Raw genomic sequence first — 13,666 nt, 5'->3', positions numbered from 1 at the left:
GCTGGCAGCGGCCGATTCCTGAGCCATCCTGCGCGCACTGCACTGCAACGCCGGTATGGCCCCCAACCCCGCCTATCCCACCGAGAAGACCTAGGGGCCTTCCTGCACCGGGAGCTTTCGGTGTCGTAGCTCGTGCTGGCCACACTGATGGGCGGTCGCCATCGGCTGGATCCCGGCCTGCTCAATCGGGGCTTCACCTATCTCGATCTCGGCTGCGGCCACGGCCTCAACCTGCTCTTCAATGCGGCGGCCCATCCGGCGGCCCGCTTCTACGGACTGGATCTGAATCCCACCCACATCGCCGCCGCCCAGGCCAAGGCGGAGGCGCTGGGCCTGAGCAACGTGCACTTCGCCCTGGCGGATCTGACGACCTTCGCGGCGGGGCTGCCCGGCACGGGCCCCTGCCGAGGCTGGCCGGAGGCCTATGACGTCGTGGTGGCCCACGGGCTGGCGAGCTGGGTGGGGGCGGAGGTGAGGGAGGCCCTCATCGCCGCGGCCGGCGCCCTCTTGCGGCCGGGTGGGTTGTTCTACTGCTCCTACAACACCTATCCGGGCTGGTTGTCGCGCAGCACCCTGCAGATGCTGACCGTGGAGGAGGCCCTGCGCACCGGGGGCAGCACGACCCTGGCGGGCGTCCGCAAGGCGGCGGACACCCTCCTGCGCTGCGCCGGTCCCGCGGACGACCCCTGGCCCCTCGCTACGGAGCTGCCCCGACTCGGATCACAGCTCGAGCAGCTGCTGCCCTTGCCGGAGGCCTATCTGGTGGGGGAATACCAGGCGGCGCATCAGCCGCTCTACGTGGGTCCGATGCACAGGCTCTGCCGGGCCCATGGCCTCACACCGATCGGCTCGGCCAACCTGCCGGAGATGTTCCCGGCGTTGCTGGATCCCGGACGCCGCGCCCTGGTCATGGAGGCGGTGGACGCTCCGATGCGGGAGGTGGTGCTCGATCTGGTCATCAACCAGACCTTCCGGCGTGATCTCTTCGCCCGGGGCGCCTGTCCGCCATCGACGCCATGGCGCCGCCAGAGCCTGGCGGACCTGCAGCTGCATTCCTGCGCAGGGGCGGAGGAGGACAGGTGCGAATTCGACACGGCGCTGGGTCGGCTGGGGGTGGATCCCAGCCTCGTCGGGACCTTGAAGAACGTCCTTACCGCCCAGCCCGAGAGCTTCGGTTGTCTGCTGGATCAGGCCGTGCTGGACCTCGAGGATGGGCTGATGGGGCTTTCCGTTCTGGTTGGTGCGGGAGTGGTGGGCGTGGGCGTCTGCAGTGGCGCCGGCGCTGGGGCTTCAGGGGACGCCATCTCCCGCTTCAACCAACAGTGCCTCGACCAGATCACGGCGGGTGAGGAGATCGGCGCCCTGCTCTCGCCTGTGCTGCTCCAGCCCGTACCCACCACCCTGCTGGAGGCCTTCTTCCTGCAGGTTGCCCAGGCAGACCTGCCCCCCGAAGACATGGTGCAGCTGGTGTGGATGGGCATCACGATGGCGGGCGGCAACATGAAAGACCCCGAGGGACGACCGATCAACGACCCGGAGCAGGCCATGGCCCAGCTGCGGCAGTTCGGGGAAACCTTCGCCCGCGAACGCCTGCCGGTGCTGCGGCGGCTCGGCCTTGGCTTGCCGCCGGGGCCAGCCGGAGACACTGCCTAGGATCGGCACCTCGTTCCCTTCGCCGCCAAGCCCGCGGGCGCCCATGACCGACGTTCCCGCCCAGCGGATCCGTAATTTCTGCATCATCGCCCACATCGACCACGGCAAATCGACCCTGGCCGACCGCCTGTTGCAGGACACCGGCACCGTTGCGGCCCGGGACATGCAGGCCCAGTTCCTGGACAACATGGAACTGGAGCGGGAACGGGGCATCACGATCAAGCTCCAGGCCGCCCGCATGGAGTACAAGGCGGCCGACGGTCAGACCTACATCCTCAACCTGATCGACACCCCGGGTCACGTCGATTTCTCCTACGAGGTGAGCCGCAGCCTGCTGGCCTGCGAGGGGGCCCTGCTGGTGGTGGATGCCAGCCAGGGGGTGGAAGCCCAGACGCTGGCGAATGTGTACCTGGCGCTGGAGAACGATCTGGAGATCATTCCGGTGCTCAACAAGATCGACCTGCCCGGGGCCGATCCCGATCGGATCAAGGCGGAGATCGAGGCGATCATCGGGCTCGATACGTCGCTGGCGATCAATTGCTCCGCCAAGACCGGCCTGGGGGTGCCCGAGATCCTGCAGGCGGTGGTGGATCGGGTGCCGGCGCCGCCGGACCAGGCGGATGAACCGCTGCGGGCCCTGATCTTCGACTCCTATTACGACCCCTACCGGGGCGTGATCGTCTACTTCCGGGTGATCAGCGGCGTGATCGCCCGCAAGGACAAGGTGCTGCTGATGGCCAGCGGCAAGGTGGTGGAGCTGGATGAGGTGGGCGTGATGGCGCCGGACCAGCGCCAGGTGGACAGCCTCCATGCCGGTGAGGTGGGCTATCTGGCCGCCTCGATCAAGGCGGTGGCCGATGCCCGCGTCGGCGACACGATCACCCTGGCGGCCAATCCAGCCGCCGAGCCGCTGCCCGGCTACGCCGAGGCCACGCCGATGGTGTTCTGCGGCCTGTTCCCCACCGATGCCGATCAATACCCCGACCTGCGCGAGGCCCTCGACAAGCTGCAGCTCTCCGATGCGGCGCTGAAGTTCGAGCCGGAAACCAGCAGCGCCATGGGCTTCGGTTTCCGCTGCGGCTTCCTGGGCCTGCTGCACATGGAGATCGTGCAGGAGCGGCTGGAGCGGGAATACGACCTCGACCTGATCGTCACCGCCCCCTCGGTGATCTACCAGGTGAACATGGTCGACGGCAGCACCCTGATGGTGGATAACCCCGCCACGCTCCCCGATCCCCAGAAGCGCGAATCGATCGAAGAGCCCTACGTGAAACTGGAGATCTACACCCCCAATGTCTACAACGGCGCCCTGATGGAGCTGTGCCAGGAACGGCGCGGTGAGTTCATCGACATGAAGTACATCACCACCGACCGGGTGACGCTGCACTACGAGATGCCGCTGGCGGAGGTGGTGACCGACTTCTTCGATCAGATGAAGAGCCGCACCAAGGGCTACGCCTCGATGGAGTACAGCCTGATCGGCTATCGCCGCAACGAACTGGTGCGGCTCGATGTGCTGATCAACGGCGAGCGGGCCGATCCCCTCACCACCATCGTGCATCGCGATAAGTCGTACAACGTCGGCAAGAGCCTGGTGGAGAAGCTCAAGGAGCTGATTCCCAGGCAGCAGTTCAAGATCCCGATCCAGGCCTCGATCGGCAGCCGCATCATCGCCAGTGAAAGCATCAGCGCCATCCGCAAGGATGTGCTGGCCAAGTGCTACGGCGGCGACATCTCCCGCAAGAAAAAGCTGCTCAAGAAGCAGGCCAAGGGCAAGAAGCGGATGAAGGCCATGGGCCGGGTGGAGGTGCCCCAGGAGGCCTTCATGGCGGTGCTGAAGCTGAATCAGTGAGCTGGCTCTGAAGCTGCGGTCCCGGGACGTTCAGCGCACGCCCTGACCTCCCGCAGGGCAAAACGGATTCTGTACAGGATGTACAGACCTGCACAGCCTCCGCGCAACACCGCCAGCGGGCCGTTCCTAATCCGTCGAGCGGCGCCGATGCTGCTGCACCGGTCCGGTGGCTTCGGTGCGGAAGAACAGGCTCGGGGTGAGCCCCACCCGTTGCATCTGGCGCCGGCCGCGGAGCTGCATCAGGACCAGCCCGGCGCCGGTGATGCCCTGCAGCAGCACGGTGGTGACCAGGTGCACGGGGTTGAGCAGGTGCTGCTGCAGCGCTGAGAGTGGCGCCAACTGCCGCTGGCTGAACAGGGTGGCGGCGTCATGGATCGTGACCGCCGGCAGCAGCAGCAGCAGGATCAACCCCAGGGGCAACAGGGTCCAGTGCAGGGCCCCAGTCCAGGGCTGCTCCCGGCGGTGGCGGCGATGGCCGCCGCCGACGAGGTAAAGGCCGAACCCAACGGGCAGCAGCGGCAGGGCGGGGGAGAGGTCAATCAGGCTATGGAGCCGGCCGGTGGGAGCCTCGACGCTGGCGAAGCTCCCCGCCAGCAGCAGGGTGCTGAGCTCCAGCACCAGCAGCAGCAGCCCCACGAGCCGCAGCTGGCCCAGGGAATAGTCCAGCTGGTGGCGGCTGACGATGCCGTCGACCTCATCGCGGGTGTCCCTGGGCCTGGGGTGGGTCATGCAGGCAACTCTGGCGCAGGCCAGGGGCACCGATCCAGCCCCTAAGCCGGCAGAATTGGAGGCGCAAACTCCAAAAGGGCGGCGGATTTGGAGGCGGTCAGGCGATTTCTGCAGGAACCGGCCGGGACTTTTTTCCTGTTCGGTCCCCGTGGCACGGGCAAGTCGACCTGGTTGCGCCAGGCCCATCACAGCGCCTCCACCAGGCCAGGCCGGAACGGTTGCGCGAGAGGGTGGCCGCCGAGCCCGGCATCGCCACGGTGGTGATTGATGAGGTGCAGAAGGTGCCGGCGCTGCTGGATGTGGTTCTGGCTGCGCCGCGGCAGCTGGAATCTGCTGGCCGGGCGCCTGGTGTCGGCCTCGATGCACCCCTTTCTGGCGGCGGAACTGGGGGTTGATTTCAGCCTCGACCGCGCCCTGCGCTTTGGTCTGGTGCCCCTGGTCTGGGAAGCGATCGATCCGGAGCAGACCCTGCGGGCCGGGAGGTGGATTTTGTGGTGTACGGACCCGACAGTTTCATGGCCCTGGAAGTGAAACGCAGCCGCCAGGTTCACTCCGTAGATCTGCAGGCGGTCGATCCGCTGCAGCCGCTGCCGATGTCCTGATCAGGGGGTGTCAAGCCAGATCTGAAACTCAGCCGGCGTGAGGATCAGCAACGGCTGCAGTTCGTTCTTCAAGGCAAGGAGATCCCCATCTCCGCTGATGAGCACCGGCACTCCAGCCGCCAGGGCCAGATCGAGAAACAGCTGATCCTTCGGGTCACGAACCTGGAGCTGACAAGCCTTGATGGGGCCAGAGTGGGTTTCACACCACGGCAGCACATCCTCCAGCAGCCGATCGATGTCGGGCCGCTCGAGCCGAAACTTGGGGTAAGTCAGCACCCGGATCAATTCGCGGGCGGAGGATTCGGCCAGCACAGGAGTGATGGCGGCTGTCTGCCAGCTCCGGCGCAGCCAGGCCAGGCGGCCCTGCTCGAACAGCAGTGCCGACACCAGCACGTTCGTGTCGGGAACGACGCGGCTGGTCACTCCTGGCGCGACCAGGCCACGGCGTCGGCCACATCCGCTTCGGTGATTCCCAGCTCCGTCAGGCGGGCTCGCACGTTGGCGGCAGCAGCCGGATGGACGGGCGTGAGCACGATGCGGCCATTTTCGGTGGCCACGTCGTAGTAATCGGCGACCCCGACAGCCTCCACCACAGCCTTGGGCAAGGTGAGCTGGTTCTTGCTGGTGCGCTTGGCCAGGACCATCAACGCAGCCGGCTGAGTCCGGAAACAAGGATTCCTTACTTTATCTGCTGTCCTCGGGTGGGAACTCTGGAGGAGACGTTGCTGTCATTGCCATGCCCACGTTGCATCGCCACCGATTCAGGGAGCAGGGATTTGTCCTGCCCCTGTCCATGGGGGCGTCCCTGGTGCTGCTGCTGGGCAGCCTCTCGGCCCAGACCGCCAGCCTGCAGGTGCGCCTGCAGGGGATCCGGGAGCAGCAGCAGCGCCGGGCCGAAGACCGGCTGGCCTCGGCGGGCCAGCAACTGCTCGCCGACCTGCAGCGCAGCCATCCCTGCCTGCTGGCGTTGCCGCTGGAGCAGTGGGACCTCCAGGGTCTGGCCTGCGCCCCCGCCGCCACGATCGCCTCCCTCAGGGCCGGCCAGGTGCTGGGCAGCCCCTACCGACTGGTGGACTGGCGGCCGCAGCTGGTGCCGGCCGAACTGCTGCTGGAGCTGGCCGCCGACGGGGGCCAGCCGGCGCGGCGAGGGGCCTTCGCGGTGCAGCTGGCGCCGGCCCAGCAGCCGGCCCAGCCGCAGCCGCAGATCACCGACGTGCGCCTGGTGGGGCTGCGGGGGGTGGCGCCATGAACCTGATCGAAGTGATGACTGGATCGGTGGTCTTCGCCGCCTCGGCCGGATCCTCCCTGCAGCTCTGGGCTCTGGCGGCCGCGGCGGCCGTGGCCGAACAGCGCCAGCAGGAGCAGATGGAGCAGGCCGAGGTGGTGCTGTTGCGGGCCGAAACCTCCCTGCGCGGCCTGGCCCCCTCCGCTGGTGACTGCACCGCGGCGGCGGCCCAGCTGCTGCAGACGCTGGCGGCCCAACCCCTGGCTCCGGGGCTGGTGCGCCAGCTGGAGGTGTCGGCCAGCGGCGATGGGGTGGTGCTGCGGCTGGTGGTGGACGGGGAGGCCGAACCGCGGCAGCGGCTGTATGCGCCGGCGGTGCTGGGGCTGTGCGCAACGGTGCAGGGAGGCGGCGGTGGCAACCCCTGAGTCGGGCGGTGGCTTCACCCTGCCGGAGACCCTGCTGGCGCTGGTGCTGGTGGGCCTGCTGGCCCAGCTGGGGCTCAGCTCCGCCAGCCGGGACCTGGCCGCCGCCCGGCTGGAGGGGGCCAGCCGCCGGGTGATGGTGGGGCTGGAGCGGGGACGGGATGCTGCCCTGCGCCTGGGCCAGCCCTGCGTGCTGGCACTCTCCGCCAACGGCTGGCAGGAGCCCCAGGGCAGCAGCCTGCCCCCCTGCGAGGGGGCCGCGATGGATCTGGGGGAGGGCCTGGGTGGCGGGCCTGCGGTGAGCCTCAGCCACAACCTGCCGGCCGCGGTGCGCTTCACCAGCAACGGGCTGATCATCGACGGCGGCACCGTGCTGCTCAGCACCGAGGGCACCGACCTGGTGCGCTGCGTGGTGGTGGCCCTGCCCCTCGGGATCACCCGCCTGGGACGGCAGGGCCCGGGCGGCTGCCTGCCGGATCCGCGGCCCTGAGCCGCCCTGTTCTCTGTATCGGAGTTGCGCCATGGCCTTGCTGCGTTCCCACGGGCGCCCCGCCAAGGGACCGGGGGGCTTCTCGCTGGTGGAACTGCTGGTGGCGGCCTGCCTGGGGCTGCTGGTGTGGGGGGTGGTGCTGCAGGCGCTGGTGGCCGATGGCCGCCAGGTGGAGCGGCTGGTGCGGCAGGTGCGGGAGCGGGGTCAGCAGCGGCGGGTGCTGGCCTTGCTGCGGGGCGATCTGCTGCGGGCCACCCGGGTGGACCTCGCCCTGGGGGTTGGGGCCGCCTGCGGCCTTGGGGGCCGGGATCCGGTGCTGCAGCTCACCACGCCGGCGGGACCGATCACCTACACGGTGGGCAGCGCTCCGAGCGCCATCTGGCGGGGCCGGGTGCTGATGCGTTGCGGTCCGGCCTTCGGGTTGTACGGCGAACCGAGCGCCGGAGCGGCCCAGAACCGGGTGCTGCTGGATGGGCTCGCCGACCCGGGTTTGGAGGCCGCCTCAGAACCGGACGGTCTGCTGCGGCTGCAGCTTCGGCAGGAGTTCGAGCCTGCAGGGAGTGGAACCCAGAGGATCGAGACGACGGCGCGGCTGGGGGCGGGAGGGTGAGGGAGGAGCTCATGCTGCCGCAACATGCCATGGCCTCCCTGCAGATCCGCGACCTGCCGGATCCCCTGCATCGACTGTTGACGCGGCGGGCCAGCGCCTGCAGCAACGACCCGCGCTGCAGTGGGGGGAGGCGCCGGAATCCCTGATCCGTGGCGACCGTGAGCGCTGCGCCTGATCACGAATGACCCGATCGCTACCTACAAGTGAAAGCCCTGGCCCGTCGGGAAGCGGCGTTGCTGCTCACCGCCGATCAACGGCTGCAACGGCTGGCCGATCAGGTACTGCCCTGAATCGATGGGGACTGGGGGATGCCTGCTTCTGTCCGCAGGCGACGTTCAGACCTCCAAGCTTCAGCCGGCTCTAGGCAGGAGAGCATTGCCAGAGGGCAGGAGGTTCTGACTCATTTTCCAACCTGTACATTGTGTACAGGTTGGAAAATGGGCTCTGGGACGGGCGCCAGTCAGCTGTCGAAATCCACGAAGGCTCTCTCCGCGCCTACAGAAGGTAAGCCAGCCCCAGGCTGGTAAGCAGCAGCAGTGGAAGGAGAACCTGAATCATCAGTTGCGAATCATCAGCTCCACGTCGTTGAGGTCCTTGAAGTCGCTGTCCATTGTGTACAGCCTGGCCTGATGGGTTCTGGCAGTGGCCAGGATGATGCTGTCGGCCATGGGCAGTCGCAACGTGTGGCTGAGTTGTGCTGAGGCCATCGCGAGACGACTATCGAGATCCGCGACCAAACCTCGCTGCATCACTGCAGCCGCCTTAATGTCAAGAGCCGGAGGCGCATGCGTCATGGCTCCAGCACATTGAAATGTCTTGGTTCAGGTCCCCCGTTTGGAATCGGGCACGGCTGGAGCACCCCCTGAGGTGGGTCTGAGTTTTCTGATCGCCAGTCCCACCAAGGCCCTGTGCGATCGACTGGTGCTCAGCCGGCAGCTTCCGGTGTTGTCGCGGACGGCGATGCGGCAGTGGTTGCTGGAGGATCTGAGGATTGATCCTGAAGGCCTCGTCCAGCTCAACCTGGGTCTCATCGGCCAGTGCCAGGCGAGCGGCTATAAGCGACGCCAGCTGGGAACACTGCTGAAGGTGATCGCTTCCCTGCAAGAGGAGCTGGGCTGATGCAGGAAAAATCGGGAAACAGCGTTGTGGAACAGATGCTGCGGCGCGTACCGCAGGACAGCGACCTAGAACGCAGCCAGGCGATGCGGCAGGTGATGGCTGCAGCCGTACCTCCAGGGCATGGAGGAGGAGTTTTCAGGCCTGGGGATTGAGGTGCAGATCAGCGAGAAGCAGAAAACAACCGCAGCCCGATTCTTTCCGCTTTTCTCAAGGCCAGCACGACGATTGTTCAGCTGGCCATCACTGGGATGATGACCCTCAGGATCAAGTTTGAGGTGGATATCGATCCTCCGCTTGGATTCAGCACCGAGGAGCAGCTGCTGCTTCAGCCCTATTCGTGTTCCGTGAAGTGTTTTAGCCTGCCCGATCTGTTTGCCGGCAAGATGCATGCGGTTCTCTTCCGTCAATGGCAGCAGCGCGTCAAGGGCCGCGATTGGTTCGATCTGGAGTGGTACGTGCGTGGTGGCATCCCTCTACATCTCGATCATCTGGCCGAGCGTGCGCGCCGAAGCGGCCATTGGCCTCTGGATCAGCCGTTCTCAGCCAGGTCACTGCAAGTCCTGCTGGCTGAACGGATCGCCCGCCTGGATGTCGCCAACGCCCGCCTCGATATCGAACGTTTCATCGCCCAGCCCAAACCCTTGGCGATCTGGTCTCAGGATTACTTCCAGCAGCTGACGCGGCGTGTGGTGATAGCCACGTAGCATTCTGCTACCGTTCCACGGTGATGTCTGTTGTGGGGGTTTGTCGTCATGCCGAAAGCCGCTTCTCCTGTGCGGTTGCAGAGAGAGCTGATGGAGAGCGCCGCCCTGGTCGGGGCGCGATATCATCGCAGTGCTGCCGAGCAGATTGAATACTGGGCAGCCCTGGGTCGCCAGGTGGCCCGGGTGCTCGACCCAGACAGCCTGTTGGATGTGGCCGCGGGACTGACACGGCTTCGGCTTGAGCCTGTGGCGGCACCGATCGTGGCCCCTGAGCAGGTGTTTGCGGCGCTGGATGCCGATCGCGTGTCCGGCACCCTGGCCCAGACCGTGAGTACGGCGGCCTTCCGCTACCAAGCCTGCATCAGCCAACCTGGTCAGCTGGAACAGATCGGCCCCGATGGCACACGACGCGTCGGGACGTTTCGCGATGGGGCCTTTGAGCCGATCGACAACGAGCCCTGCAGCGGCTCGGAGCGTTGAGCCAGCCCAGGCAGCTGTGGATGCTGGTGGGGGGCAATGGAGCTGGAAAATCAACGTTCTATCGTCTCTATCTCCAGCCTCTTGGCGTGCCATTTGTGAATGCCGATGTGCTCGCCCGGGTCGCCTATCCCGACGCCCCGGAGGCGCACAGTTACCAAGCCGCCAAGCTAGCTGAAGAGCAGCGGCACAACCTGCTGCTCAGAGGGGTGAGCTTCTGTTTTGAAACGGTGTATTCCCACCCCTCCAAGGTTGACTTCGTCGGCCGCGCCAAAGCCCTTGGCTACCAGGTCATCATGGTGTTGATTCACCTCGAAAGTCCAGCCTTGAACTGGGCGCGCATCAGCGAGCGAGTCAGCGAAGGAGGGCATGATGTGCCTGCTGACAAGGTGGTGAGCCGCATCCCCCGGTTGCTGCATCACGTCAGAACGTCGCTGTCGCTCTGCGACGTTGTCAGGGTCTACGACAACAGTTCAGCTGACCATCCTTTCCTTCCCGTCTTCACGGTGAGGCACGGAAGGATCGAGCGTCATTTCCATCCTTTGCCTGATTGGGCGGTGGCTCTGCTGGCAGGTTTCTGAGTTGCCATCAGCCAACGTCGTGGACACCTGCAGAGTTGACGGCCGTTCAGGCCTCCCAGATCTCAGCCAACTCCAGCCTCAGCCCGGGGAATCGCTCGTCACCCTCCAGGGTGGAGGCCCCCTCACGGCGCAAGGGCTCGCCGCTGGCCTTGCCGCTCCAGATCTCCACAGCCTGTTGCTCGGGGATCAGCAGCCAGCCCAGCTCGGCACCACTCGCCTGGTACGAGGCCATCTTGCGCCGCAGCGCCGTGAGGCCACGGGGACCTTCGTCGCTGGGGCTGGCGAGTTCGACCAGCAGATCAGGGCAGAGGGGCGGGAACCCACGGCGCTGCTCCGGGGTGAGGGCCCGCCAACGCTCCAGATCCACCAGAGAGGCATCGGGGCTGCGCACAGAGCCATCAGGGAGGAGGAAGCCCGTGGAGCTGTCGAACACCTGCCAACCGCCCACGCTGTCGGCCCAGGCCAGCAGGCGCATCAACAGACGGCTGTTGCGGGCGCCGGTTTCACCGCCTGTGGGTGTCATGTGGATGAGATGGCCTTCCGGGGTGAGTTCCAGCACGGCCTCGGGGTTGGCGCTGCAGACGGCGCCGAACTGCTCGGGGCTGAGGCGCAGATCATCCGGCAGGCGCAAGGGCGCCAAGGCATCCGGGTAGGGAGCCGAAGGTGCGAGCGTCATGGCCCCAGCGCAAGCTGAGGGGGAATTTTAGTCGGGATTCCACCAGACCCCCGAAGCTACCGAGCCGATGGGGCGGGTGATGGCGTCTGGCTGCATCCCGCTCCAGCTGAGCTCGCAGGATGTTCAGAGACGCCAACATCATCGGTAAAAATCCGATCATGCCTTTCCCATCAGACATATCGTCCGTGGTCAGGCTGGAGCACCCCTTGCGGCGCTTTGGCTCGCTGCCTTAGCGCCCGAGGTGCTGGCTGAAAGGATTGCCCGCCTGGATGTCGCCAACGCCCGCCTCGATATCGAACGTTTCATCGCCCAGCCCGAACCCTTGGCGATCTGGTCTCAGGATTACTTCCAGCAGCTGGCGCAGCGTGTGGTGATGGCCACGTAGCTTCTCCTGTGCGGTTGCAGAGAGAGCTGATGGAGAGCGCCGCCCTGGTCGGGGCGCGGCACCAGCGCAGTGCTGCCGAGCAGATTGAATACTGGGCAGCCCTGGGTCGCCAGGTGGCCCGTGTGCTTGACCCAGACAGCCTGCTGGATGTGGCCGCTGAGCAGGTGATCAGAAACGCTGCCTTGCCGTTGGGGGCAGCCGTGAACAGGAGATTGGCATCCCGAAACAGTCGCTCGGGCGCTGAGCACGGCAGGTCTCCCTGAACGGGGACTGGTGCGTCATGGGCCGTCAGCCGGCACCGGGCTGTACACAATGTACAGCCTGGAAAATGGGTTCTGGCATGGGCGAGTCGACTGACGAGATCCACGACCAGGCGCTGGCTGCATCACGGCAGCCGCCTGAATGGCCTGTGCCTCAGTGTGTTCACGCAGCACCCACTTGAACACCTCGATCCAGCCCGAGGAATCCACGACGGCTCTGTCCGCGCTCACAGGCGGTGAGTCTTCCTTTGGAAGTTGTTCTCCCCTTGAAGAAAACCACGCAGGGCCATCACCTGCCACTTCTGCCCCGGACCCCCCTGCCTCAAACGGCGACTCGACGATCTCGCCTGCCCCGAGAGCGAAGAGGCCACCGCTTCAGAAGGCCTCGGCATTGCCGCTGACGAGGGCCATGGCGGTCTTCATCGGCAGGAACAGGCTCTGCGGACGACTCACCAGCGGTTGAAACTGGTGGTCGCGGTAGAAGGCGGCAGCGTCCTCGTCAATGGCATCGGCGCAGATCGCGTAGACCCCGACCGACGCTTCAGCCTCGCGACTGATGGCGTCATAAAGCAGCATGCTGCCGATCCCTGCCCCTCGGAAGGCCAAGTCCCTGCCCATCCAGCCGATCCAGCCCATCAAGACGACGGGCACGCTGGGATGGCGCGGCAGTTTCTTGGCCAGTTCCGGGGCAACATCGTTCATTGGGATGCTGTGGGCCGAAACAGCAGGCGGCGTAGCTGCGCTTGACGTCCTGCGAAACCGTCTCGTGGAAGTAGCGGTCAATACGGTCATTGCCGCTGAGGAATGCGGCCCGTTCGTGCTTGGCGAGGGCTTCTGAAATGAAGCGCGTCACCGAACCTCAACATTCTCCAGATGCAGGCGCTTGGCGTGCTTCAGGGCAGCGTCCGGAACCGGTGGATGGATCAGGGCTTCGGCAAAACGCCGTTGATCCTCAGCGGATAAGCGGAGGATGGCTTGCTCCTCAATGGCGCGCTGTGCAGCGTCATGGGCGGCACTGACGACGAAATCCGTGAGGCTCCGCCCTTGCAGCTCCGCCGCCCGCTTCAGCGTGGCATAGATACTTGCCGGTAGGCGCGCTTCAAGACGTGAGGTTCGCTCTGCGGCCATAACGACTCTCTTTGTAGATCACTTACGGCAAACTGCCGTACAAGTCAAGACCGATGCAGCTGGTTGTCAGCCAGCGCGGGACAACGGCGTGCCTGTTCGCGTCCTGTCGGCCTATGCGATCGACGAGATGACACGGGTGGGGTTGTCGGCTTCGATGTAGCGGCGAATGGCGAGCAGATCAGCTTTCGCTGCCGCCGTGATCACCACCCTCATGCGGTTGGGGGCTCTCAGCGGCTGGGCTGCGCAGCTCCCGGCGCACCGCTGGTGGAAGTGTTGCAGCTGCAGACCCCGGCCTGTCCGATCACCTACACCGTGGGCGGCGCCCCCAGCGCCATCTGGCGGGGCCGGCTGCTGATGCGCTGCGGCCCGGCCTTCGGGCTGCACGGCGAACCGAGTGCGGGAGCGGCCCAGAACCGGGTACTGCTCGATGGCCTCACCGACCCGGGGCTGGAGGCCGCCCTGGAGCCGGACGGCCTGCTGCGGCAGGAGTTCGAGCCCTCAGGCGGCGGCACCCAGCGGATTGAGACGATCGTGCCGATGGGGGCGGGGGGCTGAGCGGGGCCTTCGCCGATGCGGCACGGCTTCAGCCCAGTCGGCTGAGCGGCAGGATCCGCACCCGCTCCCGGCTGTTCGGCGACGATTAGGTAGGCGGGTCCGCGCAACTACATAGGCGGGTCTCAAGACGCGACAACAGGGTTCCGATTCCGGTCTGGAGCCCTGCGATGCCCGCCCCTCTGTCGTTGCGGATCAAGG

At 66.2% G+C, this 13,666-nt stretch carries 22 protein-coding genes; 15 read left to right on the top strand and 7 right to left on the bottom strand.

Annotated features, from left to right (window positions below; translation table 11 throughout):
• Window positions 1–147 precede the first annotated feature (147 nt).
• Entirely contained in the window at window positions 148–1,653 is a 1,506-nt protein-coding gene (locus KBZ12_RS16615; RefSeq protein WP_254959136.1) for a methyltransferase, read from the top strand.
• A 43-nt stretch (window positions 1,654–1,696) separates the two neighbouring features.
• Entirely contained in the window at window positions 1,697–3,505 is a 1,809-nt protein-coding gene (gene lepA / locus KBZ12_RS16610) for a translation elongation factor 4 (protein ID WP_254959135.1), read from the top strand.
• Between the two features lie 126 nt (window positions 3,506–3,631).
• Here lepA and KBZ12_RS16605 read toward each other — a convergent pair whose 3' ends face one another.
• On the bottom strand, window positions 3,632–4,234 hold the full coding sequence (locus KBZ12_RS16605; RefSeq protein ID WP_254959132.1) for a hypothetical protein: 603 nt from the start codon (window positions 4,232–4,234) through the stop codon (window positions 3,632–3,634).
• Between the two features lie 297 nt (window positions 4,235–4,531).
• Here KBZ12_RS16605 and KBZ12_RS16600 point away from each other — a divergent pair, with 297 nt between their 5' ends.
• On the top strand, window positions 4,532–4,765 hold the full coding sequence (locus tag KBZ12_RS16600; RefSeq protein ID WP_254959130.1) for a hypothetical protein: 234 nt from the start codon (window positions 4,532–4,534) through the stop codon (window positions 4,763–4,765).
• A gap of 71 nt (window positions 4,766–4,836) precedes the next feature.
• Here KBZ12_RS16600 and KBZ12_RS16595 read toward each other — a convergent pair whose 3' ends face one another.
• Together KBZ12_RS16595 and KBZ12_RS16590 are read right to left on the bottom strand one after the other, a co-directional pair.
• Window positions 4,837–5,259: a putative toxin-antitoxin system toxin component, PIN family gene (locus KBZ12_RS16595; protein WP_254959129.1), complete on the bottom strand. Its 423-nt coding sequence runs from the start codon at window positions 5,257–5,259 to the stop codon at window positions 4,837–4,839.
• Window positions 5,256–5,480, bottom strand: a complete 225-nt coding sequence (locus tag KBZ12_RS16590; RefSeq protein WP_254959128.1) for an AbrB/MazE/SpoVT family DNA-binding domain-containing protein — start codon at window positions 5,478–5,480, stop codon at window positions 5,256–5,258. Before KBZ12_RS16590 ends, KBZ12_RS16595 begins: the two co-directional genes overlap by 4 nt.
• A 92-nt stretch (window positions 5,481–5,572) precedes the next feature.
• On the opposite strand from KBZ12_RS16590, the gene KBZ12_RS16585 reads away from it, so the two are divergent.
• Genes KBZ12_RS16585 through KBZ12_RS16565 form a run of 5 tightly spaced genes read left to right on the top strand, consistent with a single transcriptional unit; the run spans window position 5,573 to window position 7,729 of the window.
• On the top strand, window positions 5,573–6,085 hold the full coding sequence (locus KBZ12_RS16585; protein WP_254959126.1) for a hypothetical protein: 513 nt from the start codon (window positions 5,573–5,575) through the stop codon (window positions 6,083–6,085).
• Window positions 6,082–6,486 carry a hypothetical protein gene (locus tag KBZ12_RS16580; protein WP_254959124.1) on the top strand — a complete coding sequence of 135 codons (405 nt, stop codon included), beginning with the start codon at window positions 6,082–6,084 and terminating at the stop codon, window positions 6,484–6,486. The genes KBZ12_RS16585 and KBZ12_RS16580 overlap by 4 nt, the downstream gene beginning before the upstream one ends.
• Window positions 6,473–6,973 (top strand): GspH/FimT family protein, encoded by a 501-nt coding sequence (locus KBZ12_RS16575; RefSeq protein ID WP_254959123.1) that lies wholly within the window; start codon window positions 6,473–6,475, stop codon window positions 6,971–6,973. Before KBZ12_RS16580 ends, KBZ12_RS16575 begins: the two co-directional genes overlap by 14 nt.
• A gap of 31 nt (window positions 6,974–7,004) precedes the next feature.
• Window positions 7,005–7,583, top strand: coding sequence for a PilW family protein (locus tag KBZ12_RS16570; protein ID WP_254959122.1), 579 nt, complete (start codon window positions 7,005–7,007; stop codon window positions 7,581–7,583).
• Between the two features lie 11 nt (window positions 7,584–7,594).
• Window positions 7,595–7,729, top strand: coding sequence for a hypothetical protein (locus tag KBZ12_RS16565; protein ID WP_254959121.1), 135 nt, complete (start codon window positions 7,595–7,597; stop codon window positions 7,727–7,729).
• A 411-nt stretch (window positions 7,730–8,140) separates the two neighbouring features.
• Here the strand turns inward: KBZ12_RS16565 and KBZ12_RS16560 are convergent, their stop codons facing one another.
• Window positions 8,141–8,377 (bottom strand): PIN domain-containing protein, encoded by a 237-nt coding sequence (locus KBZ12_RS16560; protein WP_254959120.1) that lies wholly within the window; start codon window positions 8,375–8,377, stop codon window positions 8,141–8,143.
• Window positions 8,378–8,450: 73 nt separating this feature from the next.
• Between KBZ12_RS16560 and KBZ12_RS16555 the strand changes: the two genes are divergently transcribed.
• From KBZ12_RS16555 to KBZ12_RS16540, 4 genes are all read left to right on the top strand, one after another.
• Window positions 8,451–8,702: a hypothetical protein gene (locus KBZ12_RS16555; RefSeq protein ID WP_254959119.1), complete on the top strand. Its 252-nt coding sequence runs from the start codon at window positions 8,451–8,453 to the stop codon at window positions 8,700–8,702.
• Between the two features lie 191 nt (window positions 8,703–8,893).
• On the top strand, window positions 8,894–9,406 hold the full coding sequence (locus KBZ12_RS16550; RefSeq protein ID WP_396101447.1) for a nucleotidyl transferase AbiEii/AbiGii toxin family protein: 513 nt from the start codon (window positions 8,894–8,896) through the stop codon (window positions 9,404–9,406).
• Between the two features lie 48 nt (window positions 9,407–9,454).
• Entirely contained in the window at window positions 9,455–9,886 is a 432-nt protein-coding gene (locus KBZ12_RS16545; RefSeq protein ID WP_254959117.1) for a ParD-like family protein, read from the top strand.
• Window positions 9,883–10,464 (top strand): zeta toxin family protein, encoded by a 582-nt coding sequence (locus KBZ12_RS16540; RefSeq protein WP_254959116.1) that lies wholly within the window; start codon window positions 9,883–9,885, stop codon window positions 10,462–10,464. The genes KBZ12_RS16545 and KBZ12_RS16540 overlap by 4 nt, the downstream gene beginning before the upstream one ends.
• A 46-nt stretch (window positions 10,465–10,510) precedes the next feature.
• Here KBZ12_RS16540 and KBZ12_RS16535 read toward each other — a convergent pair whose 3' ends face one another.
• Window positions 10,511–11,140, bottom strand: a complete 630-nt coding sequence (locus KBZ12_RS16535; protein ID WP_254959115.1) for a Uma2 family endonuclease — start codon at window positions 11,138–11,140, stop codon at window positions 10,511–10,513.
• A gap of 241 nt (window positions 11,141–11,381) precedes the next feature.
• On the opposite strand from KBZ12_RS16535, the gene KBZ12_RS16530 reads away from it, so the two are divergent.
• Together KBZ12_RS16530 and KBZ12_RS16525 are read left to right on the top strand one after the other, a co-directional pair.
• Window positions 11,382–11,525: a hypothetical protein gene (locus KBZ12_RS16530; RefSeq protein WP_254959114.1), complete on the top strand. Its 144-nt coding sequence runs from the start codon at window positions 11,382–11,384 to the stop codon at window positions 11,523–11,525.
• Between the two features lie 8 nt (window positions 11,526–11,533).
• Window positions 11,534–11,788 (top strand): ParD-like family protein, encoded by a 255-nt coding sequence (locus KBZ12_RS16525; protein ID WP_254959113.1) that lies wholly within the window; start codon window positions 11,534–11,536, stop codon window positions 11,786–11,788.
• 372 nt (window positions 11,789–12,160) lie between these two features.
• Here the strand turns inward: KBZ12_RS16525 and KBZ12_RS16520 are convergent, their stop codons facing one another.
• Window positions 12,161–12,487, bottom strand: a complete 327-nt coding sequence (locus KBZ12_RS16520) for a hypothetical protein (protein WP_254959112.1) — start codon at window positions 12,485–12,487, stop codon at window positions 12,161–12,163.
• Between the two features lie 147 nt (window positions 12,488–12,634).
• Window positions 12,635–12,913 carry a DUF1778 domain-containing protein gene (locus KBZ12_RS16515; protein WP_254959111.1) on the bottom strand — a complete coding sequence of 93 codons (279 nt, stop codon included), beginning with the start codon at window positions 12,911–12,913 and terminating at the stop codon, window positions 12,635–12,637.
• A gap of 264 nt (window positions 12,914–13,177) precedes the next feature.
• Between KBZ12_RS16515 and KBZ12_RS16510 the strand changes: the two genes are divergently transcribed.
• Complete coding sequence (locus tag KBZ12_RS16510; RefSeq protein ID WP_254959110.1) at window positions 13,178–13,468, top strand: hypothetical protein; 291 nt, start codon at window positions 13,178–13,180, stop codon at window positions 13,466–13,468.
• Window positions 13,469–13,666: the final 198 nt, after the last annotated feature.

Origin of the sequence: Cyanobium sp. Cruz CV13-4-11, assembly GCF_024346055.1 — a bacterium.
GTDB lineage: Bacteria > Cyanobacteriota > Cyanobacteriia > PCC-6307 > Cyanobiaceae > Cyanobium.
This window is presented reverse-complemented; position numbering and strand designations above follow the sequence as displayed.